The organism is Opitutus sp. sgz309028 (genome assembly GCF_059821195.1).
The window spans coordinates 434,078-458,000 of sequence record NZ_JCAMRR010000003.1 but is presented as its reverse complement, the minus strand read 5'-3'; the positions used below and the strand labels follow the sequence as shown (position 1 = coordinate 458,000).

Genomic DNA, 23,923 nt, shown 5'->3' with positions numbered 1-23,923 from the left:
TGCAGGCGTGTCTGCACCACGTCCGGCGCGTAACTTCCGGCAGGAAGCGACCGAACCGGGCGAAAAGACCTCACTCGATAAATTCCGAACGGAAACGATCGGAACGGTCCCGCCATGAGACCGATACATCCGCATGCCGCGGACAGTGGCGTCGGGGAGCACACGGCCCGCGAAAGCGAGCGCGCCCAACAGTGTGCCGCCGGGAAAGAGCGCGTGGCGAACGCCCACCCCCACATAAGGCCCGGGAACCGGAAGGTTCCCGGGCCTTATTGCTTTCCGGAACCCGTCGCCAAGCACGGGCTTTCGCGGCCCGTCGGGGGTGTTGACAAAGTTTGCTCCGCCTTTGCACCGCTTTGGCTTCCTTCTTGCGTTCATTTTGGGGGTCCCGCACGTTCTTCCCCTTTTTCAAAGCCAGAAGGGCCCCCGCCAATGAACCAGAACATCCGCAATATCGCCATCATCGCCCACGTCGACCACGGCAAAACCACCTTGGTCGACAAGCTCCTGAAGGAAGGAGGCGTATTCCGCGCCAACCAGCAGGTCGAGGAGCGCGCCATGGACTCCATGGACCTCGAACGCGAAAAGGGCATCACGATCAAGGCCAAGAACACCTCCGTTCACTGGCACGACAAGATCATCAACATCGTCGACACGCCGGGTCACGCCGACTTCGGCGGCGAGGTCGAACGCGCGCTCCGCATGGTGGACGGCGTGCTGCTGGTCGTGGATGCCTACGACGGCCCGCAGGCCCAAACACGTTTCGTGCTGCGCAAAGCGCTCGCGCACGGCCTCAAGGTCGTGATCGTCATTAACAAGATCGACCGCGACAACGCCGAGCCGGCCAAGATGTATGACAAGGTCCTCGAGCTCCTGATGGAGCTCAACGCGACCGAGGAGCAGTTCGACGCTCCCGTCGTCTACGGTTCGGGCCGCGATGGCTACATGATGCGCCACCTCGGCGACGAGCGGAAGGACATGACGCCGCTCTTCGAGACCATCCTCGACCACATTCCGCCGCCGTTCGCCAAACCCGACGAGCCGTTTCACATGCTCGTCTCCAACATCGACTGGAGCGACTACGTCGGCCGTATCGCCATCGGCAAGATCCTCGGCGGCACGATCAAGGTCGGCGATCCCGTCTTCATCATCCGCCACGCCGACGGCGGCAAGAAGGTCCGCGCCAAGGTGTCGAAGGTCTTCGAATACTCCGGCCTCAACACCAACGAGTCCAACACCGCCGCCGTCGCCGGCAACATCGTGGGCCTCTCCGGCTTCGAGGACATCGACATCGGCGACACGCTCACCGCCGACGAAAACGGCCACGCCCTGCCCTTCACGCAAATCGATCCGCCGACCCTCGAGATGCAGATCTGCGTCAACGACGGCCCGCTCGTCGGCCAGGAGGGCAAGCTCGTCACCTCGCGCCAGATTCGCGAACGCCTGTTCCGCGAGCTGAAGACCAACGTCTCGATCAGCGTCGACGACACCGACAAGGCCGGTGTATTCAATATCAAAGCACGCGGCGCGATGCAGATCGCCGTCCTCGTCGAAACGATGCGCCGCGAGGGTTACGAACTCCTCGTGTCGCGCCCGACCGTGATCGAGAAGATCGTCGACGGGCAGCGCCTGGAGCCTTACGAGACCGTCTGGATCGAGGTGCCCGACGAGTGCGTCGGCGCCATCATGCAGAACCTCGCCAACCGCAAGGGCCAGCTCACCAACATGGAGAAGCTGCCGCACTCGACCATGATGGAAGCCGCGATCACCACCCGCGGCCTGATCGGTCTCGAGATCGACGTCGTCAACGCCACCAGCGGTCGCGGCGTGATGAGCCATCTGTTCAAGGAGTACGGCCCGCACGCGGGCGAGGTGCTGACGCGCACCACCGGCACGCTGATTTCGACCGAGGCCGGCGAGACGACCACCTACGCGCTCCTCCTCGTGCAGGAACGCGGCAAGCTTTTCGTCGGTCCGGGCGAGCAGGTTTATGAAGGCATGATCGTCGGCGAAAATCCGCGCAACGAGGACATCGTCGTCAACGCCGTCCGCGAAAAGAAGCTCACCAACTTCCGCTCGCAAGGCGAAGGCGTCGCCGCCGGTCTCACGCCCGCCACGAAGCTCTCGCTCGAACGCTCGATCGAATACATCGCGGCCGACGAGTTCGTGGAGGTCACGCCGAAGAACCTCCGTCTGCGCAAGCGCATCCTCAGCCAGACCGAACGCCGCAAGGCCGAACGCGCCAGCAAGGACTGAGCGACGCCCGCCACGCTCTCACCGCGCAAGGCCGTCGCATGCGACGGCCTTGTTGCTTTTTGCGGCACGTTTCGCCTCCGCCGCTTGTCTCAAGGGACGGTCGCGCCGACGCTTCCTCGCTTCAATGGTCACGCCGAGTCTTTTCACCACTGCGGTTCCTCGCCTCGAGATCCGCCCCGGCGTGTGGCTCGATGGACGCCGCGCGCTTTATTTTTCCGCCACCGGCGTGCTCGCCGTGGCGGACCTGCATTGGGGCTACGCGGAAAGTCACCGCGTCCACGGCAATCTTTTGCCGGCCTGGGGCGATGCCGAAATTGCGCGCACGCTGGATGCGCTCGTCGCCGATTACCGGCCGCGTGAACTGCTCTGGCTCGGCGATTCGCTTCACACGCTCGCCGGACGCACCGCCGCCGAAAATTATCTGCGCCGCGCGGCCACCACGGTCGCGATCGTCTCCGGCAACCATGACGGGAAGTGGCCACTCGCCGCGGATCGTCCCTTTCTCGCGCGCGACGGGTTTCTTTTTCACCACGGCGATCGCGCCCCGGCGTGCCCGCCGGATGTAGTCGAGGTCGTTGGTCATCATCATCCCGCGTTCGTCTGGAGCGATGGGGCCGGCGCGCGCCTGAAGCTGCCCGCGCTGGTCGTTTCGTCGCGACGCCTCGTGCTGCCGGCGTTCTCGCCTTGGGCGGCGGGCACGCCGTGGCTGCCTGCCGGCGACGAAAAGGTTTACGCGATCGGCGCGAAACGAATCTTTACAGCGCCGCCCGCCGTTCCTCAGAAAGGCTCTCCCACCGAATGAAGCTGTTCCGTCTGCTCTGCCTGGCTCATGCCTGCGTCGCGCTCGCCGCCGCCGCCGACTCCAGCCTGCCGCTGCGCGACGGCGAGCAACTGAAGTATCGCGTCGCCTGGGGCATCTTCGGCCACGCCGGCGAAATCAACATCAACGCCGCCGCCGAGATCGACGACGGCGTGCCGCATCTGGCCGTCACGACCACGACCATGACGCGCGGTGTCCTGTCGCGGCTGTTTCCCTTCGAAGCCCGCGGCCAGTCCATTTTCAATCAGAACACCGGCCGCCTGATGCTCCTCACCGAAGCGAGTGAAAGCGGGAAGAAACGCACCAACACCGCGATGGAATTCGACTATCAGAAGTCCGTCGCGCAGTTCAGCGATTTCCTCAACTCGTCGCGCGATCGCTCGATCGACCTTCCGCCCGGCGGCGATCCGATGGACCTGATCATGAGTCTGGTGCAAACGCGCACGTGGGAGCTCAAGCCCGGCGATGCCCGCGACATCAACGTCGTCTTCGAAAAGGAAATTTACCAGCTCACCGTGCACGCGCTCGGCTACGAAATGGTCGAAACGCGCCTCGGTCGTTTCAAGACCCTCATGCTCGAACCGCGCATGGAAAAGACTCCGCCCAAAGGCATGTTCAAGCGCGGCTCGCGCGTGCACGTCTGGATCGCGCAGGACGATCCGCGGCGCCTGCCGGTGAAGTTCGAGGTCGAGTTCAAGTTCGGCGCGGGCGTGGCGACGTTGATCGACTACGATCCGCCCGCGGCGGACGCGGCCGCGCTGGCGCAAGCGGAGTGACGTTCGGCCGTTGAACCCCGGGCGGCGTCACGACAAACCGCCACGGCTTTTTCGCCCAGACTTCGCCGGCGAAATCGACCCCGATGCGCGGCGTCGCGATCACCTGCATCGGCGGCACCGCGAGTCCGCGATCCTCCAGCCACAATCCGCTGGCCGGTGCGGCGGAGGCGCCGTTCAACGAGCGATCGATCGCGAGCTGTTTGGTGACGCGGCCGGGCCCGACGATGCCTTCCACGCCGCGAATCAGAATCGCCGCCGGTGCGTCCTCGGGACCGACCACCAGGTTCAGCATCTCGTGAATGCCGTAACAAAGATAAACATACCAAACACCGCCCGCGCGGTAGAGCACCTCAGTCCGGCGCGTGCGGCCCGCCCGCGCGTGGCAGGCCAGGTCATGTTCGCCATCGTAGGCCTCGACTTCGGTGATCATTCTTGCGAGTTCCCGCCCGTCAGGCATCCGCCGCATGAGCACTTTTCCAATTAACTCCCGCGCCAGCGCGACCGTGTCGCGCGTGCGCAATTCGTCTGCAACGATGAGCCGGGCCATAGCGGTCCCGTGAGTGCAGGCAAAATGTCCTCGAACGCAACCGCCCTCTCCCTCCGGTCGCACCGGGCCGACCTGCGCCGCAGCCTGAATCTCTGCATTGCCGACGGTTTCGCCGCGATGCCGATCGTCACGATGTCGCTGCCGGTAAACGTGTTCATCACCGCACTCGTGACGAAAACGTGGGTGTTGCCCAAACCGAGCATCGGGCTGCTCACGGCGATGCCGTTTCTCGCCAACTTTTTTCAGGTGTTTCTCGTCCCGGCACTCTCGCGCTGGCAGCCGCCCAAAGTCCTGACGGTGATCAACGCGTCGCTGAACCTGCTCTGCTGGCTGGTGCTCGCCGTGCTGCTGGAGTTCATCCCGCGCGACGATCCGCACCTCGCGGCGCGCTGGTTCATCGGCTGGTTTTTCGTCTCGAGCATCTTCGGCGCGCTCGCCGGCGTCACGTGGAACGCCTGGATCCAGGAATGGGTGCCCGCCCGGCTCCGCGGAAAATATTTCGGCCGGCGCAACCGCATCCTCCAAATCTCGCTGCTCGCGTTTCTGCTCGGCACCGGCTGGGTGCTCGCCCGCTGGGATTACGCGGTGCGCGCCTGCCAGGCGGTGATCCTCGGCGCGGCGCTGCTGCGCGCGTTTTCCATTTACTGGCAATGGATCAGTCCCACCCGTCCGCACCGGCCGGTCGTGCCGTCACGGCTCTCGCTGACCGAGCAAATCGGCGTGCTGCGACGCTCGACGTCGCTGCTGTGGTTCATCGCGTTTGGCGCGGTGTGGTCCTTCGCGGCAAACTGCTTCGGACCGTTTTACCACGTGTTCTTGTTCGAGCAGATGCAGTTCTCGGCGTGGGACGTCGGCATCCTGTCAACGGTGTCCGCGCTCGGCGGGGCGCTCGCCCTGCCCGGCTGGGGTCGCCTGCTGGACCGTTTCGGCAACCGCCCTGTGATGGTGTGCTCGTTGCTCGCGTGGCAGGTGTCCAATTTACTCTGGTGCCTGCTCACGCCGCACAATCATCCGATCATCTATCTCATTTGGGCGCTCGGCGGCATGACGAGCATGGGCGCGATCGCGAGCTCCGGTTTCGTGCTCGGCCAGTTCACGATCCTGCTGCGGCTGATTCCGCTCGAAGCCAAGAGTCTCGCGATCGGTTTGAATCTCGCCGTCACCTCGCTCGCCGCCGCCATCGCGCCGATCGTCGGCGGCTACGCGCTGCGCTGGGGCCTGCAGCGTTGGAGCGATCCGATCGACGTCTACCACGTCTGCTTCCTGCTGCAGCCGTTGCTCGCCGTTGCCGGCTGCACGCTGCTGCTGCGGGTGCACGAACCGCAGGCGAGCCCGCTGACGATGGTGTTCGGTGCGATGCGCAACATCCGCACGCTCTCCGGCGTGCTCGGCCTCGACTTCCTCGTTAACTACGTGTTTTACCGGCCGCCGAAGCGATGAGTGCCGCACCCCACCTCTTCACGTTCACCGGCAACCTGCTCGCGGAACGGACGCTCGAGTTCGCCACCTGGAGCGCAGGCAAAACCCAGCGCGCCGTGGCCGAGTCGTTTCAGGTCGGCGGCAAGGGCATCAACGTGTCGAAGATGCTCAACCGTCTCCGCGTCGCGAATACAGCGCTCTGCTTCACCGGTGGCGCCGCCGGCGCCGAATGCGAGACCTGGCTGAGGGCGCGCGGCTTCTTCTTCCATGCTTTCGCCTCGGACCGCCCGACGCGCGCGGGCGTCGTTGTCCGCGCTGCCGGGCAGCCCGAGACGACCTTTCTCGGGCCCGATGTCGCGCCTTCGCGCGAGGCGGTCGCGCGCTGCGCGCAATTTCTCGATGCGCAACCCGACGGTCAGCTGCTCGCGATCTGCGGCAGCATCCCGGGCTGGGACGATGCGGCGTTCGATCCGTTGCGCGCGGCGCTCGAGCGCTGGCTGCGGCGCGGTCACCTCGTGGCGGATACCTACGGTCGACCGCTGCAATGGCTCGCCGCGCGCCCGCTCGCGCTGGTGAAAATCAACGCGACGGAATTTCGCACCTTGGGCATCGACGGCGACGCGTTTCCCGCCGCGCTCGAAGCCGCTCGACGCACGCTGCCGGTGCGCGCCTGGATCGTGACCGACGGCCCGGGGCCAATCTGGTTTGCGGATACCGACCACACGCCAGCCAAACTCGAACCGCCGCGCATCCGCGAAGTCTCCGCGACCGGCTCCGGCGACGTGCTCTTTGCGTGCGTGCTGCACCAGCGTTTCGTTCTCCAGGCCAGCCTTCGCGCATCCCTGCTCGCGGCGCTGCCCGCCGCCGCGGCCAATGCCGCGCATCCCGGCATCGCGGAATTTCCCTGAGCGACCGCGCCGCGGTTTCTCCGGAGCGAGCCGAACCCCGCCGCCGCCCCGGTGTCTTCCGAAAGCCGGATGAAAACCGCCGTTCTCCTCATCGTCCTTCTTCTGGCCGGAGCGGCAATTGCCTCGACCTACCACGCTTACCGGCAGCGCACGCGCGACGAACTGGCCGCGCGCCGCGCGCAGCTCGCCACCCAGGAAACGGAGCGGCAGCGGCGCGAGGCCGCCGAAAAAGAGGCTCACCGGCTGACCACGCTTCAGGCGGAACAGACCGCCGCCCTGGCCGCGCAGGCCGCCGCCGAAGAACAGGCCGCCCGTGAAGCAGCGGAACGCCGCCACGCAGAAAACGAAGCCGAAAGGCAACGCCTTGACGCCCAACTCGCGCAACTTCGACGCGAAAGCGATGCGATGATCGCGGAAGTCAAACGCCTGTCGGAAACGCGGCCCGACAATCGCGCCGAACTGGAGCGGGCGCAGGCCGACGCGCTCGAAAAGCTCCGCGCGCTGGAAACCGAAAAGCACGCGGTCGAGACACGGCAGGCGGTGCTCTCCGCCGAGCTTGCGACCGAGCCGCGACTCGAGCGAAAACGGTTGGAGGGAACGCCGGATCCCACCGCGAATTCCGACCCGTAGCGGGCGACGGGATTTGTTCTACCGCAGAGGCTCCCAAACCTTCGCGGGCACCCAAAATATCCTTGCTTTCACAAATCCAAAACCGCTTTATCCGCGGTTTATTTTTATGAAAGCCACCATCAAGACCCAAGGACAGCAGTTCACTGTCTCCGAGGGCGATATTCTTATCGTTAACCGCTATCCGAATACGGAAGCTGGCGCCGTTGTGCAAATTAACGAAGTGCTCGCCACGGGTGAGGGCGAAAATTTCAAGGTCGGCACGCCGACCCTTCCCGGTGCTTCCGTGTCGGCGAAGATCCTCGAAAACAAACGCGGTGAAAAGGTCATCGTGTTCAAGAAGAAGAAGCGCAAAGGCATGGAGCGCAAACGCGGCCATCGCCAGGAGCTTTCCGTCATCAAGATCGAATCCATCACCGCTTAAAGGAGACTACCCGTCATGGCGCATAAAACAGGTCAGGGATCATCGTCCAACGGTCGCGAGAGCAAGTCGAAGCGTCTCGGCGTGAAACGTTTCGGCGGCCAGTCCGTGCTCGCCGGCACGATCATCATCCGCCAGCGCGGCACGCGCTTGCACGCCGGCAAGAACGTCGGCACCGGCCGCGATTGGACGCTCTTCGCGTTGAAGGACGGCGTGGTGAAGTTCGACAAGGTCCACCGCCGCGTCGAAGTCGTCGCCGCCGCCAGCTAACGCTCGCAGCCAGATCATTTTTCAGCGCCGCCCGGCTTCCGCCGGGCGGCGCTTTTCGTTTTGCCAGCCACGATCACGCCCGCGAACGTCACGGCGTGTCCCACGATCGACTCGCCGAGCTCCAGCGTCAGCGCGAACTCGTCCGGGCGCATCTCGCGTGGCTCGACCAGGAAATTGCGGCGGCACTCGGTCGGCCCGCACCCAATCCGCCCCTTCCGCCCACCGCGCCGCCGCCGATCGAAGCCGTGCACGTCACCGACGTGGAACCCTCTCCCGATCCGCTGAGCGCGGCCGCCGACGCGAAGCGAGGGTGTTTCCTCGCCGCCATGACGGTCGCGGCGATCGGGCTGCTCGCGCTGGTGGCGATCTATTTTCTTTGGTATCGCGACCGTCCGCTCCTCTGACGGCGCCGCGATTCGGCGAGATTTGGGCGGGCGGCGTCGCGCGCGAAATTTTGAACCATCCCGCGCTCGCCCGGTCTAGCGGTGATCTTGAACAGCGCAGAGCTGCCGATCAGCGAGAGTTTCACAAAACCAACTTGGGACGAGGTGCGCCGGATTTATCGGCGCATCGGTGTGTTGCGCGCGACCGGTCGAAACGAAGAAGCCGCGGACTTGGAACACGGCGAACTGCCGCGCGCCCTCACCGCCGCCCGCATTCAATCCTCCGCGCCGGATCAGGAGGAAGCCGCGGTCTTCGCGGAGGAAGCGGAACGCCTGGCCAACGCCACGGTGACCGCAGAAATCCTCGCGTCGCTTCTGGCGGAACGCCTGCGGCTGCCCGCAGTCGAACCTCGCGCCGAAAGTCCTCGACCCGCGGCGACCGCCGCCACGCCCCGCGCCAACGAATTTCCACCTGCGCATCCGCGCCCTGTTCCGGCCACGTCCCCGACGATCACCGATCTGCTCGACGGCATGCTGTCGCAGGAGACGGCCGCCGCCCGCACCAAGCCCCGCCCCTGAATTTTTTCATTTTCCCGCTTCGACGAAAGGTCCCGACACAACCCAACCCTGATTGAAATCCTCCATGTCTACCACTTCCGTCGACAAACCTCTCCCCGCTGCCGCCGTCCCGGCGAACGCCCCCAACGTCACCGTTTCGCGTCCTGCGAGCACGCCCGCGAGCACCCCGACGAAAACCAAGACCGTCCTCGTGGGCTTCGATTTCGGCACCAACAAATCCTGCGTGCTCGCCGGTCCGCCCGCCGGCCACGACATCTCCGTCAGCAAGGTCATTCCGACCGTCGTGGGTTACGTGAAGGATGGCATCGTCGACGGCATCGTCGCGGGGAATCGCTCCATCTTGTTCGGTGACGATGCGCTGCAGAACATGCTCCACGTGCGCCTCGAACAGCCGATGACGCACGGCATCATCTCGCATCCGGAGGCGGCGCGCGATTTTCTGAAGCACATCCGCTCGCTCGCCGATCCGACGGGGACGGCCGAGATTCGCGCGGTGGTCGGCGTGCCCGCTAATGCGACCGAGCAGGTGCGCGAAGACATCCGCCGCACCGCGTTTGGCATCTTCGATCGCATCCTGCTGATTCCCGAGCCATTTCTGGCCGCGCTCGGCTACCGCGAGGATTCGCGCTTGGGACAGGCGAACTACATCGATCCGGTGGTCAACTCGCTGTTCGTCGACATCGGCGGCGGCACGAGCGATCTCTGTTTGGTGCAGGGCTATTTTCCCGTCGCCGACGATCAGATCAGCCTTCCGTTCGCGGGCGACGCGATCGATGAACTGCTGCAGGAAGATCTGAATCGGATTTATCCGAACAACGGTCTTTCCCGCCACAAGGTCCGCGAGCTCAAGGAGACCCACGGCTATGTCGGCCCCAGCCGGTCGCCCGTCGAGGTGAAGGTCGTGATCGGCGGAAAGGCCCATACGCTCGAGCTCGGCAACGCCCTCGCCCGTGCGTGCAACGCGCTCATCGATCGGATTTATCCGGCCCTCACGACGTTGATCCAGCGCGCCTCGTCCGACTCGGTGGTCACGCTGCTCCAGAACATCATCATCACCGGCGGCGGTTCGCAGCTCAAAGGCATCGACACCTTGCTGCAGAAGAAACTCATCGAGGACGGCTATGAGTCGCCGAAGGTCAAAATCGCCGGCCAGGATTACAAGCGCTACGTCGCGATCGGCGCGCTGAAAGCCGCCCGCGCCGCGCGCGACAACCAGTGGCAGGTTCTGCTCGGCTAGACGGGCAAACCCGGTTTTGAGTTTTGGGTTTTGAGTTCAGGGTTTCCCAACCCGGAACTCTGAACCCGGAACCCGGAACTCTGAACCGGCGCGGGCGCAGCCCGGCGCGCGTCAGCTCGCCGACGCCGGGTAGCTGCCGAGCCATTTCACGACCGGGCAGAATTTCTTCAGCTCGGCCAGCGCGGCCTTCATGTTCGGATCCTCGTAGTGCCCCGTCACGTCGAGGAAGAAGTAATAATCCCACGGCCGCTTCTTGCTCGGGCGCGATTCGATCTTCGTCAGATTGATGCCACGCTCCGCAAGCGGCATGAGCATTTTCAACAGCGCTCCGGAATGCGACGCGGCTTCGTCGCCAAGCGACACCAGCAGGCTCGAAAGATCCTTGCCGCCACCGACGGACCCCGACGGTTTCCGGCCCAGCACGAAAAAGCGCGTGGTGTTGTCCGCCTTGTCCTGGATGTTGCGCTCGACGACCGGCACGCCGTAGTGCTCGGCCGCGAGATCGCCGGCGATCGCCGCCGCGCCCGGTTCGCCTTTCGCGATCTGCACCGCCCGCGACGTGCTGGGCGCGTCGATCAGCTGCGCATGCGGCAGGTGCCGCTGCAACCAGTGCCGGCACTGGGCGAGCGCCTGGTCTTTCGAATAGACCCGCTCGATATCCTCGAGTCGCGAGTTGGAAATCAGCGCGTGGCTGATCTCGAGATAGATCTGCGCGACGATCTTCAGGTCGCTCTCGACAAAACTGTCGAGCGCCTCGCGCACGGAGCCCTCGGTCGAGTTCTCGATCGGAATCACCGCGTAATCGGTTTCGCCTTTTTCGACCGCGGTGAAGATGTCGCTCACCGTCGCCATCGCGTGATAGTCGACGCTGGCGCCGAACTTCTTCAACGCTGCCGCATGCGTGTTGCTCGCCTCCGGGCCGAGATACGCGATCACCAGCGGCTTCTCGAGCGCGATCGCCGCGGACATGATTTCGCGGTAGATGGCGACGAGTGCCTCGTTCTTGATCGGACCTTCATTGCGGCCGGTGACCTTGCGAAGCACCGCGTCCTCGCGCTCGGCCACGTAAATCTGCCCGCCCTGGCTGCGCTTCAGTTTGCCGATCTCGGCGGCGAGCGTCAGACGCTCGTTGAGGATCTCGACGAGGCGGCGGTCGAGTTGGTCGATTTTCTCGCGAATGGCGGCAAGGTCCATCGTTCAGGAATTGGCGGGCGTTTCGTTTTCGTCGGCAGCGGCGGCGGGCTGGGATTCTTCCGTCGCAGACGCGGGCCCGGGGGCTGCATTCGCGTCGAGCGGCAACTGCTCGTCCGGCAAGCCCATGTCGCGGTCGCCGATCGGCGCCGGATTCGTCGCGGTCTTCAACCACTCGTCGATCTGGCGCGAGCTGAGGACGTCCGACGCCGGCAGTTCATCGAGCGACTTCACGCCGACGAATTCGAGAAACTTGTCCGTCGTGCCATACTGGATCGGCCGGCCCGGCAGGTCCGCGCGGCCGACCACGTAGACGAGTTCGCGCTCGAGCAGCTTGTTGATGCCGGCTTCGGCGGACACACCGCGGATCGTCTCGATCTCGCCGCGCGTGACCGGCTGCCGATACGCCACGATCGCGAGCGTTTCGATGGCCGACTGGCTCAATTTCATCGGCGGCGGCTCCGAACGCAGGATCCGCACCCAGCGCGCAAAACGCGGATGCGTGACGAGCCGGTAACCGTTGTTGCCCTCGATCAGCAGCAGGCCGTCGTCGGCCGCGCGCAGTTCCGCCGCGATCCGATCCATCGCCTCGCGGATCTGCGTGCCCGTGATCAGCGAAGGCACGTCGGAATAAAGTTCGGGGTCGTCCACGGTTTCGAGCGCCAACTCCGTCAGCTCGCCCGCGGGAACATCGCTCCCGGCTTCGACCGCCGGTTCGCTGGCGACGGGCGCCGCCGCTTCCGCATTCTCCGCCGCCGCAGCCTCGGGCAACGACTCGCTGGCGGCCGGCTCCGGCGCCGCTTCGCCGTCCTTCGCCGCTTCGTCGCTCTCCGCACTTGTTTCCACACTCTCGTGGAAACGCGTGAACGCGGCCTGGATGTCTTTGATCGAGAGGGGTTGGCTGGAGGAAAACAGCAGTGCCTTGAGCACCTTTTTCAAATTGAAGGCCATGCGGGAAATTCCGACCAGTGAATGCGGCGCCTCACCGCACAGGCAACCACGAAAGTTGTGCGGCGCTGCCGGCAAACGCGCTTGCCGGAACCGAACCCGTTTGGTGTCCTGCAACCTTCTTTTCCCATGAGCAACCAGCCCAAAAGCGAACTGCCGCGTCCTCACTCCTCCGTGGTGGTCGACGGCAACGACCGTGCCCCTGCCCGCTCGATGTTGCGCGCCGTCGGCTTCACCGACGACGACTTCCGCAAGCCGCAGATCGCCGTCGCGTCCTCCGCGAGCGACATGACGCCGTGCAACGTCCATCTGGGCGAGCTCAGCGATCACGCGCGCAAGGGCGTCGCCGACGCCGGCGGCAAAGCGGTTTATTTCAACACCATCACCGTCACCGACGGCATCAGCATGGGCACGCAGGGCATGCGCTACAGCCTCGTGTCCCGCGAGGTGATCGCCGACTCGATCGAGACCGCCGTCGCGGCCGAGGGGTTTGACGGCCTCGTCGCCATCGGCGGCTGCGACAAGAACATGCCCGGGGCGATGATCGCGATTGCGCGCCTGAACCGCCCGGCGGTTTTCGTCTACGGCGGCACCATTCTCCCCGGCTTCTTGCCCGGCGACTGCGATCACCAGAAGCCGCTCGACATCGTCTCCGTCTTCGAAGCCGTCGGCAAACACGCCAAGGGCGAACTCGACGACGCCGGCCTGAAACAAGTTGAGTCGAGCGCGATTCCCGGTCCCGGCTCCTGCGGCGGCATGTATACCGCCAACACCATGGCGAGCGCGATCGAAGTGCTCGGCATGAGCCTGCCCAACAGCAGCGCCCAACTCGCGATCGGCGAAGCCAAGCGTCAGGATTGCGAACGCGCCGGCGCCGCCGTCGTCAACCTCCTGAAAAAAGGCATCAAGCCGCGCGACATCATGACGCGAAAGGCGTTCGAGAACGCCATCACCGTCTGCACCGCGCTCGGCGGCTCCACCAATCTCATCCTCCATCTGCTCGCGATCGCCCATGCCGCGCACGTGCCGCTCACGCTCGACGATTTCAAGACGATCGGCGAACGCGTCCCGCTCCTCGCCGACCTGAAGCCGTTCGGCAAATACAACATGAGCCATCTCATCCGCATCGGCGGCATCCGCCCGATGATGAAGATGCTCCTCGACCGCGGCCTGCTCCACGGCGACTGCCTCACCGTCACCGGCGAAACCATCGCCGAAACGCTGAAGGACGTGCCAGCCTACGGCGCGTATCCGAACGAGCAGGACATCATTCGCCCGTGGGAGAACCCCATCAAAAAGGAAACCCACCTGCGCGTCCTCCGCGGCAACCTCGCCCCCGGCGGCGCCGTCGGCAAGATCACCGGCAAGGAAGGTCTCTATTTCAAAGGCACCGCCAAGGTTTACGAGGGCGAGGAGGACGCGTTGAAGGGCATCCTCCGCGGCGACGTCGTGAAGGGCGATGTGGTTGTCATCCGCAACGAAGGACCCGTCGGCGGTCCCGGCATGCGCGAGATGCTTTCGCCCACCAGCGCCGTCGCCGGTCGCGGCTTGATCAAGGATGTCGCGCTCATCACCGACGGCCGTTTTTCCGGCGGCAGCCACGGTTTCGACGTCGGCCACATCACGCCCGAAGCGGCGTGCGGCGGCCCGATCGGCATCGTGCGCACCGGCGATCTCATCGAAATCGACGCGGTGAAGAACACGATCAGCGTCCTGATCCCGGAGGCCGATTACGCCGCTCGCATGGCCGCCAACAAGCCGCGTCCGCCTCGCGAGACCCGCGGCGTCCTGGCGAAATACGCCAAGCTCGTCGCCACCGCCTCCGAAGGCGCCGTCACCGACAAATATCTCTGACCACTAAACCGGGAACCACGAAAAACACGAAACACACGAAATTCCTGGATCCGGATCGAGATCCCTTTCGTGTATTTCGTGTGTTTCGTGGTTCTCCCTCTTCTATTCGCGCCATGTCCTGGACCCGTTTCAAAACCCACTTTTACCACAACGCCGACCTCGGCGTTTCGCTCGATATCAGCCGCATTCCGTTTCCGGACGACTTCCTCACGTCGATGGAGTCGCGCATGCAGGACGCGTTCAAGGCCATGGCCGAGCTCGAGGCCGGCGCGATCGCCAATCCCGACGAGAACCGCATGGTCGGCCATTACTGGCTGCGCGCGCCCCAGCTCGCGCCGAAGCCGGAGCTCACCGAGGAAATCACCTCCACCCTCGCCGCGATCAAGGATTTCGCCGCCAAGGTCCACGCCGGCGAAATCGCCGGCCCGAAGGGCAAATTCAAACACCTCCTCGTCGTCGGCATCGGCGGCTCCGCGCTCGGTCCGCAACTCGTCAGCCACGCGCTCGGCCGTCCGCGCAAGGACAAGCTCGCCATCCATTTCTTCGACAACACTGATCCCGACGGCATCGATTACGTCCTCGACGAGCTGCGCAACCAGCTCGCCAAAACGCTCGTCGTCGTCATCTCGAAATCCGGCGGCACGGTCGAAACCCGCAACGGCATGCTCGAGGCCATCGCCGCGTTCAAGGCTGCCGGACTCGATTACGCGAAGCAGTTCGTCGCCGTCACCGGCGCCGGTTCGAAACTCGATCAGACCGCGGTCAACGAAGGCTGGCTCGCGCGTTTCGCGATGTGGGACTGGGTCGGCGGCCGCACCAGCGAGTTGAGCGCCGTCGGTCTTTTGCCCGCCGCGCTGCAGGGCATCGACATTCAGGCAATGCTCGATGGCGCCGCCGCGATGGACGCCGTTACGCGCCAGCCCGTCACCGCGGAAAACCCCGCCGCGCTCCTCGCGCTCATGTGGTTTTTCGCGACCGACGGCCGCGGCGCGAAGGACATGGTCGTGCTGCCCTACAAGGACCGGCTGCTGCTTTTCTCACGTTACCTGCAACAGCTCGTGATGGAATCGCTCGGCAAGGAATTCGATTTGCAGGGCAACGTCGTGAACCAGGGCATCGCCGTCTACGGCAACAAGGGCTCCACCGACCAGCACGCCTACGTCCAGCAGCTCCGCGAGGGCGTGAACAACTTTTTCGTGACGTTCCTCGAGGTGCTGAAGGATCGCGACGCGAAGACTGCGCTCGAAGTCGAACCCGGCATCACGTCCGGCGATTACCTGCAGGGCTTCTATCTCGGCACGCGCGACGCCCTCAGCGAGAAGAACCGCTCGTCGATCACGTTGACGGTGCCCGACGTCTCGCCGCGCACCATCGGCCTGCTGATCGCCCTCTACGAGCGCGTCGTCGGACTTTACGCCTCGTTGATCGGCATCAACGCCTACCACCAGCCCGGCGTCGAGGCCGGCAAGAAAGCCGCCGGCGGCGTCATCGCGCTCAAGCAGCGCATCGCCGCCGCGCTCAGCGCCGCGCCCGACCAATCCTACACCGCCGAGGAACTCGCGGCGCAACTCGGCGCCGACGTTTCGACCGAGCTCGTGTTCAAGATCCTCGAGCACCTCGCCGCCAACCGCCGGCTCACCGGCGTGAAAAAACGCGCGAAAACGCCGTGGCATCTGTCGCGCTACGGGTTGTGACCTGAGGCGCGTTACCTGAGGCCCGCAAAATCGTCATCAGGGCCTTGCCAGTAACGCGCTTCTGCGCTTTTAACCAACGCATTCATGATCTCCCCCAGAAAATCCATCATCAGCGCCGTCCTGATCGCACTGCTCGCCTCGCTGGCGGGCTGCATGTCGGCGCCGAGGGATACGTCGATTCCGTGGAGTCGTCCGGCCGATTGGGAAGGCCAGATTCCGGGCATGGGCGGCGGCTTCGGCCGCTAAATCAGCTCCCGACTTCTCTGAATCCGGCTTCGGCCGGATTCTTTTTTTGTTCGGACCCGCGCGTCCGCCTGCCCACGCTCCCGCCGCCATGGCCGAAAACCTCCCCGCCAATTCGTCCCTCGTCGCGCAACCCGGACACCTTTACGTCGTCGCCACGCCGATCGGAAACCTGGCCGACCTCTCCGACCGCGCCCGAGCGATTCTTGGCGGCGTCGATTTCGTCGCCTGCGAGGACACCCGCACGACCGGCCTGCTGCTCAACCGCCTCGGCCTGCGGAAGGAGCTCGTCCCTTACCACGAACACAACGAAACCGACGCTGCCGAACGCCTCGCCTCTGCGCTCGCCGCCGGCAAATCGGTCGCGATCGTCAGCGACGCCGGCACGCCCGCGCTGAGCGATCCGGGTTTTCGCCTGGTCCGGGCCTGCCGCCGTCGCGGACTGCCCGTTATTCCTGTTCCGGGCGCCAGCGCCCTCACCGCGGTACTCAGCGCGAGCGGCCTGCCGACGAACGGTTTTTTGTTTGTCGGTTTTCTTCCTCCGAAATCGGCCGCGCGGATCTCGTTTTTTGAGAAGTATCGGGAATTCGATTACACACTCGCGCTCTACGAAAGCTGCCACCGGATCGACAAGGCCGTGAGCGAGATCGTAACTACGCTCGGCGGCGAACGCGTGATCTGCGTCGCCAAGGAGGTCACCAAGCTCCACGAAGCGTTCCTCGTCGGCCCCGTCGCCGACGTGCAGGCCCGCCTCGCCAAAACGAGCCTGAAAGGCGAATTCGTCCTTCTGATCGCGCCGAATGGTTTCGTTTTGTAGAACCACGAAAAATACGAAAACCGAAGATTTTCTTCTTTTCGTGTGTTTCGTGTGTTTCGTGGTTCCATGCCTTCCGTCGCCGTCATCGACATCGGTAGCAATTCCATCAAGGCGCTCGTCGCCGAGCGGGCGTCGGACGGCTCCGTTGGCGCCTTGGGCGTCAAAACACTCGACGCGCGAATCAGCGCCGGGATCAGCCGCGAGACTCCCAAATTGAGCGACGAAGGCATCGCCCGCGGGATTGGCGCGATTCGCGAACTCCTCGATTTCATCGCGCCTTTTGCACCGACTCGCATCGCGCTCGTCGCCACCAGCGCGGTGCGCGACGCCCAGAACGGCTCCTCGTTCCGCGCGCAGGTGCAGGCCGCCACCGGCCACGAAATCCGGATCCTGTCCGGCTTCGAAGAAGCGAATCTCATCGGCCGCGGACTCACCTGCGATCCGGCGCTGCTCGGCTTGGAGAATTTCTATGTCTTCGATCTCGGCGGCGGCAGCCTCGAGTGTCTCTCGTTTCGCCAGCGCAAGATCGAGCAGGCGGTGAGCCTGCAGCTGGGCTGCGTGCGGCTGACGGAAACCTTCGTGCGCGATCAGACCGCGCCGATTCCTTTCGGACTGCTCGCCGCGATCCGCACGCTTTCCTCCGCCACCGTCCGAGCCAACTTCCTCTTCACGCTGCCGGACGCCACGGCGGTGGCGACTGGCGGCACGATGACAACCGCCCGCGCCATTCTCGGCGCCCGGCGCGGTCTCGCGCTCGAAGCCACGCCGGCGCGGATCGAGATCGCCGAACTGGTGGTGCTGTGTGACGAACTCGCCGCCATGCCGCTGGCCGAGCGGCAGGCCGTCCCGGGTCTTCCCGCCGCCCGCGCGGACGTGTTTCCCACCGCGTTATCCACGCTGCTCGCCGTCGCCGAAACCGGCGGCTTCACCGCGTATCAGCATTCTCTCTACAACCTTCGCTTCGGCCTCGCCGCCGAGCTGCTCGAACGGTGAGGACGTTTGGCAGGGACGGCTCTCCGAGGCGTCCGAACGGGAGCGCTAAGTTGTCCGGGCGTTCGCTGCCAGCCGCTTGGCGGCCGTTTTCAGCCCCTTCATCATCTTCACGAAATCCTTCGGCAGCGGGGCGCGCAAATCGAGGACCTTGCCGCTGATCGGATGCGCGATGACGAGGTGCTCCGCGTGCAACATGATCCGCTGCGGTTGCTCATCGAGGCGCAGATCCGGTTTCCAGCCATACAGCGAGTCGCCGAGAATCGGATGGCCGAGCGATTTCAGGTGCACGCGGATCTGATGCGTGCGGCCGGTGAAAATCCGGCAGCGGATCAGCGCCGCGAGCGGGCCGAACGTTTCTCCGCGCTCCCAATCCGTGCGCGCGGGCTTGCCGCCTTCGCCGATCGTCATCCGATGGCGATGCACCGGATGCCGGCTGATCGCGCGATCGATCGTGCCGCTCAGCAACTGCGGCACTCCGCTCACGAGCGCCACGTATTCCTTCGTCAGCGTCCGGCTTGCAAACTGATCCGCGAGCGCGCGATGCGCCTTGTCGCTCTTGGCGACAACGATCACACCGGTGGTTTCCTTGTCGAGCCGGTGCACGATGCCGGGTCGCTCCACGCCACCGATGCCGCTCAACGATCCGGCACAGTGCGCGAGCAGGGCGTGCACGAGCGTGTCATCCTCGGTCGCCGCACCCGGATGGACGACCATGCCCGCGACCTTGTTGACCGCGAGCATGTGTTTGTCCTCGAAGAGCACGTCGAGCGGGATGTCGACGGCCTTGATCTCCGCGGGCTTCGTATCGGGAAACGAAAACACGATCTCGTCGCCCTCGTTCACGGTCGCGTCTCGTCCGAGAACTTCGTTTCTCCGGGAAATCAGACCCGCATCGAACGCGCGTTGGAAGGCCACGCGGCTGTGCTCGGTGAAGGCCGCCGCGAGGATTTTATCGGCCCGCGCGCGACGGATCCCGGGAGGAACGATGTAGGTGAGCGGCATGGAGGAGTCTGCTTGCAGGCGGCGGAGCCTCGCGGCTCCCGCGGACGTCTGCAAGCCGGCTCCTCGATGGACCGCGGTGCTCAGGCGTCAGCCCGGCGAACATTCGCGCCCAGGTGGGGCGTGAGCCGGGCCAGCGTCAGCGCACCGGCTAACGCGATCACGATGTCGCGGACGGCGATATCCAGGAATTGACCCGCGGCGATCAATTGCAGCGCGATCGCGAGCAGCCAGCCCATCACCACGAAACCGCCGAGCCGCGGACGCACGAAGACCAGCACGCCGGCCACGATCTCGATCACTCCTACCAGGTGCATGAACGTATTCGCCGAGACGGGCACGATGCGGAGCACCAGCGGATTCAAATAGGTGTCCCATTGCGCAAGAAAGTGGGTGAACTTGTCCGCGCCGGCGACGATCGGCACGGCGGTGAAGATGTAAGTGAGCAGCGTGTGGATCGAACGGACGACCTGGTTATCGGTCTGGAGCGAGGACGCGGCAGCGCCCGAGGGAACGGAATAGGTGGTAGCCATGGAGGATTGAATTTCGCGGTCCGCGGGAGTGCGGTGCCGTTTCCTCATTCGATGCAGCGGGGCGTTGAAGGTTACAGGTGATCGATTCGCCCGTCTTTCCTTTCGCAATTACCCGACCGGTGTAACGTTCGCTGCCGTTCGGCATCAAATCTGACATGAACTCTCCCGCCCGCTCGTTCGCCGCCGCGTCGGAGCCACTGCCGGCTCCCTTCGAAGTCGCGGACATCGAGGCGGTGAACGCCGTGTTGCGCGGTAATCGCGAGATGTTCGAGGTGATCGTGCGACGGCACAACGCCCAGCTTTATCGCGCGGGCATGGCCTATCTGCAGGATCATGGGCAGACCGAGGATGCGATGCAGAACGCCTATCTGAAAGCATTTCTCCACCTGGACCGCTTTCACGGCCGTTCCTCGTTCGGCACCTGGCTCACCCGCATCATGATCAACGAGTGCCTCATGATGCTGCGTGCCAAAAAGCGTTTCGTTCTGGAAACTCTCGCGGAGAACGGCTCCCGCCCCGCGGACGAGCCCTCCGTGCCGGCCGCGGCCGAGCCTTTGCTCAACGCCGAGGAAAAGAAATCCGTATTGGAAGAAGCCATACAAACACTGCCGCGCAACCACCGCGCGGTCTATCTGCTCCGCGAAGTGCAGCGCCTCTCCACCGAGGAAACGGCGCACTGCCTGGGGATCTCCCGCGACAACGTGAAAGTGCTGCTCCACCGCGCGCGCGAGGGATTGAAACGGCAGCTGCTCCAGAATGCCGCCGCGCTCGAGCTTTTCGACTATGTCGCGTGCTACTGCGATCCGATGACGGCCCGGGTCATGGCCGCGATCCGCGCGCTGCCCGATCGTTTTCCCCCGGCCTCCTGAGCGCGCACCGGTGCGTCATCCGGCGCTGAGCCGGTCGATTTCCGCGAGGGAGTGTTGCCTGACTTCCGAGGGCACGTCGGCCACGCTCCAGCCGTTGCGCGCGACCTGCGCCAGCTCCGCGCGCGTGAACTTCAGCTCCGTCGCGAGCGCCGCGTATTCGTCGTTCACCGTGTTCGCAAAGTTGAGCGGATCGTCGGTGCTGACCGTGCAGCGCACGCCTGCCTGCAGCAGCCGCCGGATCGGATGCTCGCGCAGCGACGGCACGACCTGCAGCCGGACGTTGCTGATCGGACAAACGTCAAACGTGACGCCGCGCTCCGCCGCGAGCCGCACGACCGCCGGATCCTCGATCGCGCGCACACCATGTTGCACGCGCGTGACGCCGAGAACTTCGATCGCCTCGCGCACGCGCTCCGCGCCGCCGAATTCGCCGGCGTGGCACTTGGTGACTTTGCCCGCCGCGCGCACCCTCGCCCAGATCGCAGCCGTCTCCGGCTCCGTGCGCATCGCTTCGAAACCGTGCAGGTCCACGCCCGACAGATTCTCCCAGGTGTGCAGCGCGTCGATCGTCGGGCGGAGTTCGCCGACGATGTCGGTGCGAAGCATGCCCGTGAAAACACGCACCTCGAGTCCCGGCGGCGCCGCCGAGAGGATCGCCGCGACGATTTCCGGCCCGGGCACGCCGATGAACTGGGTGACCGGCAGGTGGAAACTGGTTTCGACGTAGCGGACGTTCTGCGCGACGTGCTTTGCGAAGATCGCCTTCGCCGCCTCGTGGTAGCGTTCGGCGCTCGTGAACCACGGCAGCGCGTGCGCCAGCAAGATGGCGTCGAAGTCGGGAAAACTTGGATACCGATAATCCGGGCGACGGAACTCCGGATCGGCCGGATAATCCTCCGGTTTCCACGCGCGCAGCAACTCATAGGGCAGCGCGCCCTCGATGTGCAGGTGCGTCTCCGTCTTCGGCAACGCCTGAATGAAATCGATCAGCGATTGATCCGACATGTTCTCAGCAACCACGAAAAACACGAAACACACGAAATCCGAAATCAGGGGCCTGCATTTTCGTGTATTTCGTGTGTTTCGTGGTTTCCCTCCGAGCCTATTTCTTCCCGAGCAAATACTCCGGGTTCAGCTTCTGCAGCGCCTTCGGCACGAACAGGCCGTCCTTGCGGATCAGTTTGCCGTCGAACCGGATTTCCCCACCGCCGTATTCTGGTCGCTGGATGCAGACCATGTCCCAGTGCACCTGCGATTTGTTGCCGTTACCACATTCTTCATACGCCTGGCCCGGCGTGAAGTGGAACGAGCCCGCAATCTTTTCATCGAACAGGATGTCCCGCATCGGCTGCAGGATGTGCGGATTGAAACCGAGCGCGAACTCGCCGATGTAGCGCGCGCCCGCGTCGCTATCCAGAATCTCGTTCAACCGCTTCGTGTTCGTCGACGTGGCCTCGACGATCTTGCCGCGCTTGAAGACGAGCCGGATGTTGTCGAACGACGTGCCGAGATAAACCGTCGGCGCGTTGTATTGGATCACGCCCTCAACCGAATCGCGCACCGGGCAGGAAAACACCTCGCCATCGGGGATGTTGCGCAACCCGCCGCACGGCACCGCGCCGATGCCCTTGATCGAGAAACTCAGATCCGTGCCGGGGCCTTTGATCTCCACCCGATCGGTGCGCTCCATCAGCTCCTTCAGGGCCGTCATGCCCGGCGTCATCCGCCGGTAATCGAGCGTGCAGACGCGAAAGAAAAAGTCCTCGAACGCCTCCGTGCTCATGCCCGCCTGCTGCGCCATCGCCGAGGTCGGCCAGCGCAGCACGACCCACTTCGTTTTGCCGACGCGATAATCGAGCACCGGCTTCATCAACCGCGACACGAGCTGCACTTTCTCCGGGGGAACGTCCGAGGTCTCGAAGATGTTCTCCGACCCGCGCAGCGCGATATAGGCGTGCACGCTCTGCATCCGCGCGAGCTCCACTTCGGCGAGTGGTTCATAGACACCGGCCTCGGCACCGCGCGTGAGCTCGCGCGTCACGCGCGCGCGATGGAGCTGCACCATCGGTTGCGCTCCGCGCGCCCGCACCGCGCGAATCAGTGCGATCACGATCGCGTCCGGCACATCAAACGCGTCGATCAACACGCGCTCGCCCTTCTTGAGCGACGTGGAGAATCCGGTGAGGCCCTCGGCGAGTTCGTGGTAGCGCGGATCGATGATCATGATCCGCAACTAACGTCGTCCCCGCCCGCGCCCGCAAGGTGGAAGTGGCGCCCGCCACTCCTCTGTCCACGGGTCGAATCCGCCGGCCCGCGACGCCGGGCTCAAGCCGCCTTGCCGCGTCCGCTCTGGGGAAAACAGATCCGCCCCACCGCTTCGTCGAAATCCGCCGCGCCGCGGATGATGTCGATCTCGAGCCGCAAGTAGTAGAGCGGCAGCGGGCACGCGTAAGTTTCCGGGATGCGCACGGCGTCCTTCTCCGTGGTCACCAGGCACTCGGCGCCTTGTTCGCGCGCGATCCGGAACAGGGCCTCGAAATCTTCGTCGACGTAGCGATAGTGATCCAGGAAGCGCTCACGCGCTACGATCAACGCGCCGAGATCGCGCAGAAATTTCTCGAAACTCTCCGGCGTGGCGATGCCGCTGAACGCCATCACGCGCCGTCCCTTCAAAAAGCTCAACGGCTCGCGCGCGCCCGGCGTCTCCGCGGGCAACCCGAAGCGCTGAAGATACTGCGGACGGTGCGCGCACTCGATGATGTCGACGTCGGGGTTGTGCTGCTTGATCAACGACTCGAGTTCCTCGTCGCGATGACCGTTCGACTTGGTCAGAAAAACGTAGCTCGCACGTTTCAGGTGCTTGATCGGTTCCCGCAGGATTCCGCGTGGCAACAGGTGGCCGTTGCCGAACGGATTTGTTTTGTCGACGAGCAGCAGGTTGAGCCGTCCCTTGAGCGGCAGGTATTGGAAACCGTCGTCGAGCACGAGCGTGTCGCAGCCGAATTTCTTGATCGCGAACGCCCCGGATTTCACGCGGTTCTTGTCGACCAGCACGATCACGCCCGGAAGGTTGCGCGCGAGCATGAACGGCTCGTCGCCGGCCTCCTCGGAATCGAGCAGCACCCGCTCGCCGTCGCTCACGATCTTCGGCGGCGGCTCCGCGGTGTGGGTGATGCCGTGCCACCATTTTTTCCAGAACGGCGCCGACTTGCTTTTGTAGCCGCGGCTGAGGATCGCCACTTTGCGGCCACGGTCCCGCAAGGCTTTCGCAAATTTCTCCACGACGGGAGTCTTGCCCGTCCCGCCCACGGTGAGATTACCGACCACGACCACGAGACAGCCGAGCGGCTGGTCGTGCAGGATGCGATGGTGATAAAGCCAGAGTCGCGCCTGCGCGATGGCGTTGAACAACCATGACAGCACCTGCAAAAAAGCGCCATAGACTGCCGCCCCCGTGTCCGCACGGCGGCCGAGAATCACGTCGACCGTATAGAGTTCGAGCGCGTTGACCTTTTTCTTCAGCCAGGACTGCGACATGAGTT

Annotated in this window: 25 protein-coding genes; 17 read left to right on the top strand and 8 right to left on the bottom strand. The window is 64.6% G+C overall.

Annotated elements, in window-relative coordinates; all coding sequences use genetic code 11:
- The first annotated feature begins 429 nt into the window (after positions 1–429).
- The 3 genes from typA (at position 430) to AC6RV7_RS13550 (ending at position 3,849) form a co-directional block, all read left to right on the top strand.
- Positions 430–2,253, top strand: a complete 1,824-nt coding sequence (gene typA / locus AC6RV7_RS13560) for a translational GTPase TypA (RefSeq protein ID WP_500094541.1) — start codon at positions 430–432, stop codon at positions 2,251–2,253.
- 124 nt (positions 2,254–2,377) lie between these two features.
- Positions 2,378–3,055: a metallophosphoesterase gene (locus AC6RV7_RS13555; protein ID WP_500094540.1), complete on the top strand. Its 678-nt coding sequence runs from the start codon at positions 2,378–2,380 to the stop codon at positions 3,053–3,055.
- Complete coding sequence (locus AC6RV7_RS13550) at positions 3,052–3,849, top strand: DUF3108 domain-containing protein (RefSeq protein ID WP_500094539.1); 798 nt, start codon at positions 3,052–3,054, stop codon at positions 3,847–3,849. The genes AC6RV7_RS13555 and AC6RV7_RS13550 overlap by 4 nt, the downstream gene beginning before the upstream one ends.
- Here AC6RV7_RS13550 and AC6RV7_RS13545 read toward each other — a convergent pair.
- The gene (locus AC6RV7_RS13545; RefSeq protein WP_500094538.1) at positions 3,767–4,396 is read right to left on the bottom strand and encodes a DNA-3-methyladenine glycosylase; all 630 of its coding nucleotides are present in this window, start codon (positions 4,394–4,396) and stop codon (positions 3,767–3,769) included. The genes AC6RV7_RS13550 and AC6RV7_RS13545 overlap by 83 nt on opposite strands.
- Before the next feature lie 24 nt (positions 4,397–4,420).
- On the opposite strand from AC6RV7_RS13545, the gene AC6RV7_RS13540 reads away from it, so the two are divergent.
- The 8 genes from AC6RV7_RS13540 (at position 4,421) to beeR (ending at position 10,240) form a co-directional block, all read left to right on the top strand.
- A complete protein-coding gene (locus AC6RV7_RS13540) occupies positions 4,421–5,836 on the top strand; it encodes an MFS transporter (protein WP_500094537.1) in 1,416 nt (471 codons plus the stop codon).
- A complete protein-coding gene (locus AC6RV7_RS13535; RefSeq protein ID WP_500094536.1) occupies positions 5,833–6,723 on the top strand; it encodes a PfkB family carbohydrate kinase in 891 nt (296 codons plus the stop codon). Before AC6RV7_RS13540 ends, AC6RV7_RS13535 begins: the two co-directional genes overlap by 4 nt.
- Before the next feature lie 69 nt (positions 6,724–6,792).
- Positions 6,793–7,353, top strand: coding sequence for a hypothetical protein (locus AC6RV7_RS13530; RefSeq protein WP_500094535.1), 561 nt, complete (start codon positions 6,793–6,795; stop codon positions 7,351–7,353).
- A 106-nt stretch (positions 7,354–7,459) separates the two neighbouring features.
- Entirely contained in the window at positions 7,460–7,774 is a 315-nt protein-coding gene (gene rplU / locus AC6RV7_RS13525; RefSeq protein WP_500094534.1) for a 50S ribosomal protein L21, read from the top strand.
- Positions 7,775–7,789: 15 nt separating this feature from the next.
- Complete coding sequence (gene rpmA / locus AC6RV7_RS13520; RefSeq protein WP_500094533.1) at positions 7,790–8,041, top strand: 50S ribosomal protein L27; 252 nt, start codon at positions 7,790–7,792, stop codon at positions 8,039–8,041.
- A 95-nt stretch (positions 8,042–8,136) separates the two neighbouring features.
- Entirely contained in the window at positions 8,137–8,445 is a 309-nt protein-coding gene (locus AC6RV7_RS13515) for a hypothetical protein (RefSeq protein ID WP_500094532.1), read from the top strand.
- A gap of 87 nt (positions 8,446–8,532) precedes the next feature.
- Entirely contained in the window at positions 8,533–9,003 is a 471-nt protein-coding gene (locus AC6RV7_RS13510; protein WP_500094531.1) for a hypothetical protein, read from the top strand.
- Positions 9,004–9,067: 64 nt separating this feature from the next.
- A complete protein-coding gene (beeR, locus tag AC6RV7_RS13505; protein ID WP_500094530.1) occupies positions 9,068–10,240 on the top strand; it encodes a BeeR family actin-like protein in 1,173 nt (390 codons plus the stop codon).
- 111 nt (positions 10,241–10,351) lie between these two features.
- Here the strand turns inward: beeR and pheA are convergent, their stop codons facing one another.
- On the bottom strand, positions 10,352–11,434 hold the full coding sequence (pheA, locus tag AC6RV7_RS13500; RefSeq protein ID WP_500094529.1) for a prephenate dehydratase: 1,083 nt from the start codon (positions 11,432–11,434) through the stop codon (positions 10,352–10,354).
- 3 nt (positions 11,435–11,437) lie between these two features.
- A complete protein-coding gene (gene scpB / locus AC6RV7_RS13495) occupies positions 11,438–12,382 on the bottom strand; it encodes an SMC-Scp complex subunit ScpB (protein WP_500094528.1) in 945 nt (314 codons plus the stop codon).
- A 126-nt stretch (positions 12,383–12,508) separates the two neighbouring features.
- Here scpB and ilvD point away from each other — a divergent pair, with 126 nt between their 5' ends.
- The 5 genes from ilvD to AC6RV7_RS13470 all read left to right on the top strand — a co-directional run bounded on the left by ilvD (position 12,509) and on the right by AC6RV7_RS13470 (position 17,980).
- Complete coding sequence (ilvD, locus tag AC6RV7_RS13490; protein WP_500094527.1) at positions 12,509–14,233, top strand: dihydroxy-acid dehydratase; 1,725 nt, start codon at positions 12,509–12,511, stop codon at positions 14,231–14,233.
- 113 nt (positions 14,234–14,346) lie between these two features.
- Complete coding sequence (locus tag AC6RV7_RS13485; protein WP_500094526.1) at positions 14,347–15,927, top strand: glucose-6-phosphate isomerase; 1,581 nt, start codon at positions 14,347–14,349, stop codon at positions 15,925–15,927.
- An 84-nt stretch (positions 15,928–16,011) separates the two neighbouring features.
- The gene (locus tag AC6RV7_RS13480) at positions 16,012–16,173 is read left to right on the top strand and encodes a hypothetical protein (protein ID WP_500094525.1); all 162 of its coding nucleotides are present in this window, start codon (positions 16,012–16,014) and stop codon (positions 16,171–16,173) included.
- Between the two features lie 88 nt (positions 16,174–16,261).
- A complete protein-coding gene (gene rsmI, locus AC6RV7_RS13475; RefSeq protein ID WP_500094524.1) occupies positions 16,262–16,987 on the top strand; it encodes a 16S rRNA (cytidine(1402)-2'-O)-methyltransferase in 726 nt (241 codons plus the stop codon).
- A gap of 66 nt (positions 16,988–17,053) precedes the next feature.
- Positions 17,054–17,980, top strand: coding sequence for a Ppx/GppA phosphatase family protein (locus AC6RV7_RS13470; protein WP_500094523.1), 927 nt, complete (start codon positions 17,054–17,056; stop codon positions 17,978–17,980).
- 45 nt (positions 17,981–18,025) lie between these two features.
- Here the strand turns inward: AC6RV7_RS13470 and AC6RV7_RS13465 are convergent, their stop codons facing one another.
- Together AC6RV7_RS13465 and AC6RV7_RS13460 are read right to left on the bottom strand one after the other, a co-directional pair.
- Positions 18,026–18,982: an RluA family pseudouridine synthase gene (locus AC6RV7_RS13465; RefSeq protein ID WP_500094522.1), complete on the bottom strand. Its 957-nt coding sequence runs from the start codon at positions 18,980–18,982 to the stop codon at positions 18,026–18,028.
- An 80-nt stretch (positions 18,983–19,062) separates the two neighbouring features.
- A complete protein-coding gene (locus AC6RV7_RS13460; protein WP_500094521.1) occupies positions 19,063–19,512 on the bottom strand; it encodes a tRNA (5-methylaminomethyl-2-thiouridylate)-methyltransferase in 450 nt (149 codons plus the stop codon).
- A gap of 155 nt (positions 19,513–19,667) precedes the next feature.
- Here AC6RV7_RS13460 and AC6RV7_RS13455 point away from each other — a divergent pair, with 155 nt between their 5' ends.
- Positions 19,668–20,381 carry a sigma-70 family RNA polymerase sigma factor gene (locus AC6RV7_RS13455; protein WP_500094520.1) on the top strand — a complete coding sequence of 238 codons (714 nt, stop codon included), beginning with the start codon at positions 19,668–19,670 and terminating at the stop codon, positions 20,379–20,381.
- A 15-nt stretch (positions 20,382–20,396) separates the two neighbouring features.
- On the opposite strand, the gene AC6RV7_RS13450 is transcribed toward AC6RV7_RS13455, so the two are convergent.
- From AC6RV7_RS13450 to lpxK, 3 genes are all read right to left on the bottom strand, one after another.
- Complete coding sequence (locus tag AC6RV7_RS13450; protein WP_500094519.1) at positions 20,397–21,386, bottom strand: adenosine deaminase family protein; 990 nt, start codon at positions 21,384–21,386, stop codon at positions 20,397–20,399.
- Positions 21,387–21,483: 97 nt separating this feature from the next.
- A complete protein-coding gene (locus AC6RV7_RS13445; protein WP_500094518.1) occupies positions 21,484–22,605 on the bottom strand; it encodes an aminopeptidase in 1,122 nt (373 codons plus the stop codon).
- Positions 22,606–22,706: 101 nt separating this feature from the next.
- Positions 22,707–23,918, bottom strand: coding sequence for a tetraacyldisaccharide 4'-kinase (lpxK, locus tag AC6RV7_RS13440; protein ID WP_500094517.1), 1,212 nt, complete (start codon positions 23,916–23,918; stop codon positions 22,707–22,709).
- Positions 23,919–23,923 lie beyond the last annotated feature (5 nt).

Coding starts and splice junctions, on each gene's coding strand:
- typA (WP_500094541.1), top strand. CDS start 430: ATGAACCAGAACATCCGCAATATCGCCATCATCGCCCACGTCGACCAC.
- AC6RV7_RS13555 (WP_500094540.1), top strand. CDS start 2,378: ATGGTCACGCCGAGTCTTTTCACCACTGCGGTTCCTCGCCTCGAGATC.
- AC6RV7_RS13550 (WP_500094539.1), top strand. CDS start 3,052: ATGAAGCTGTTCCGTCTGCTCTGCCTGGCTCATGCCTGCGTCGCGCTC.
- AC6RV7_RS13545 (WP_500094538.1), bottom strand. CDS start 4,396: ATGGCCCGGCTCATCGTTGCAGACGAATTGCGCACGCGCGACACGGTC.
- AC6RV7_RS13540 (WP_500094537.1), top strand. CDS start 4,421: ATGTCCTCGAACGCAACCGCCCTCTCCCTCCGGTCGCACCGGGCCGAC.
- AC6RV7_RS13535 (WP_500094536.1), top strand. CDS start 5,833: ATGAGTGCCGCACCCCACCTCTTCACGTTCACCGGCAACCTGCTCGCG.
- AC6RV7_RS13530 (WP_500094535.1), top strand. CDS start 6,793: ATGAAAACCGCCGTTCTCCTCATCGTCCTTCTTCTGGCCGGAGCGGCA.
- rplU (WP_500094534.1), top strand. CDS start 7,460: ATGAAAGCCACCATCAAGACCCAAGGACAGCAGTTCACTGTCTCCGAG.
- rpmA (WP_500094533.1), top strand. CDS start 7,790: ATGGCGCATAAAACAGGTCAGGGATCATCGTCCAACGGTCGCGAGAGC.
- beeR (WP_500094530.1), top strand. CDS start 9,068: ATGTCTACCACTTCCGTCGACAAACCTCTCCCCGCTGCCGCCGTCCCG.
- pheA (WP_500094529.1), bottom strand. CDS start 11,434: ATGGACCTTGCCGCCATTCGCGAGAAAATCGACCAACTCGACCGCCGC.
- scpB (WP_500094528.1), bottom strand. CDS start 12,382: ATGGCCTTCAATTTGAAAAAGGTGCTCAAGGCACTGCTGTTTTCCTCC.
- ilvD (WP_500094527.1), top strand. CDS start 12,509: ATGAGCAACCAGCCCAAAAGCGAACTGCCGCGTCCTCACTCCTCCGTG.
- AC6RV7_RS13485 (WP_500094526.1), top strand. CDS start 14,347: ATGTCCTGGACCCGTTTCAAAACCCACTTTTACCACAACGCCGACCTC.
- AC6RV7_RS13480 (WP_500094525.1), top strand. CDS start 16,012: ATGATCTCCCCCAGAAAATCCATCATCAGCGCCGTCCTGATCGCACTG.
- rsmI (WP_500094524.1), top strand. CDS start 16,262: ATGGCCGAAAACCTCCCCGCCAATTCGTCCCTCGTCGCGCAACCCGGA.
- AC6RV7_RS13470 (WP_500094523.1), top strand. CDS start 17,054: ATGCCTTCCGTCGCCGTCATCGACATCGGTAGCAATTCCATCAAGGCG.
- AC6RV7_RS13465 (WP_500094522.1), bottom strand. CDS start 18,982: ATGCCGCTCACCTACATCGTTCCTCCCGGGATCCGTCGCGCGCGGGCC.
- AC6RV7_RS13460 (WP_500094521.1), bottom strand. CDS start 19,512: ATGGCTACCACCTATTCCGTTCCCTCGGGCGCTGCCGCGTCCTCGCTC.
- AC6RV7_RS13455 (WP_500094520.1), top strand. CDS start 19,668: ATGAACTCTCCCGCCCGCTCGTTCGCCGCCGCGTCGGAGCCACTGCCG.
- AC6RV7_RS13450 (WP_500094519.1), bottom strand. CDS start 21,386: ATGTCGGATCAATCGCTGATCGATTTCATTCAGGCGTTGCCGAAGACG.
- AC6RV7_RS13445 (WP_500094518.1), bottom strand. CDS start 22,605: ATGATCATCGATCCGCGCTACCACGAACTCGCCGAGGGCCTCACCGGA.
- lpxK (WP_500094517.1), bottom strand. CDS start 23,918: ATGTCGCAGTCCTGGCTGAAGAAAAAGGTCAACGCGCTCGAACTCTAT.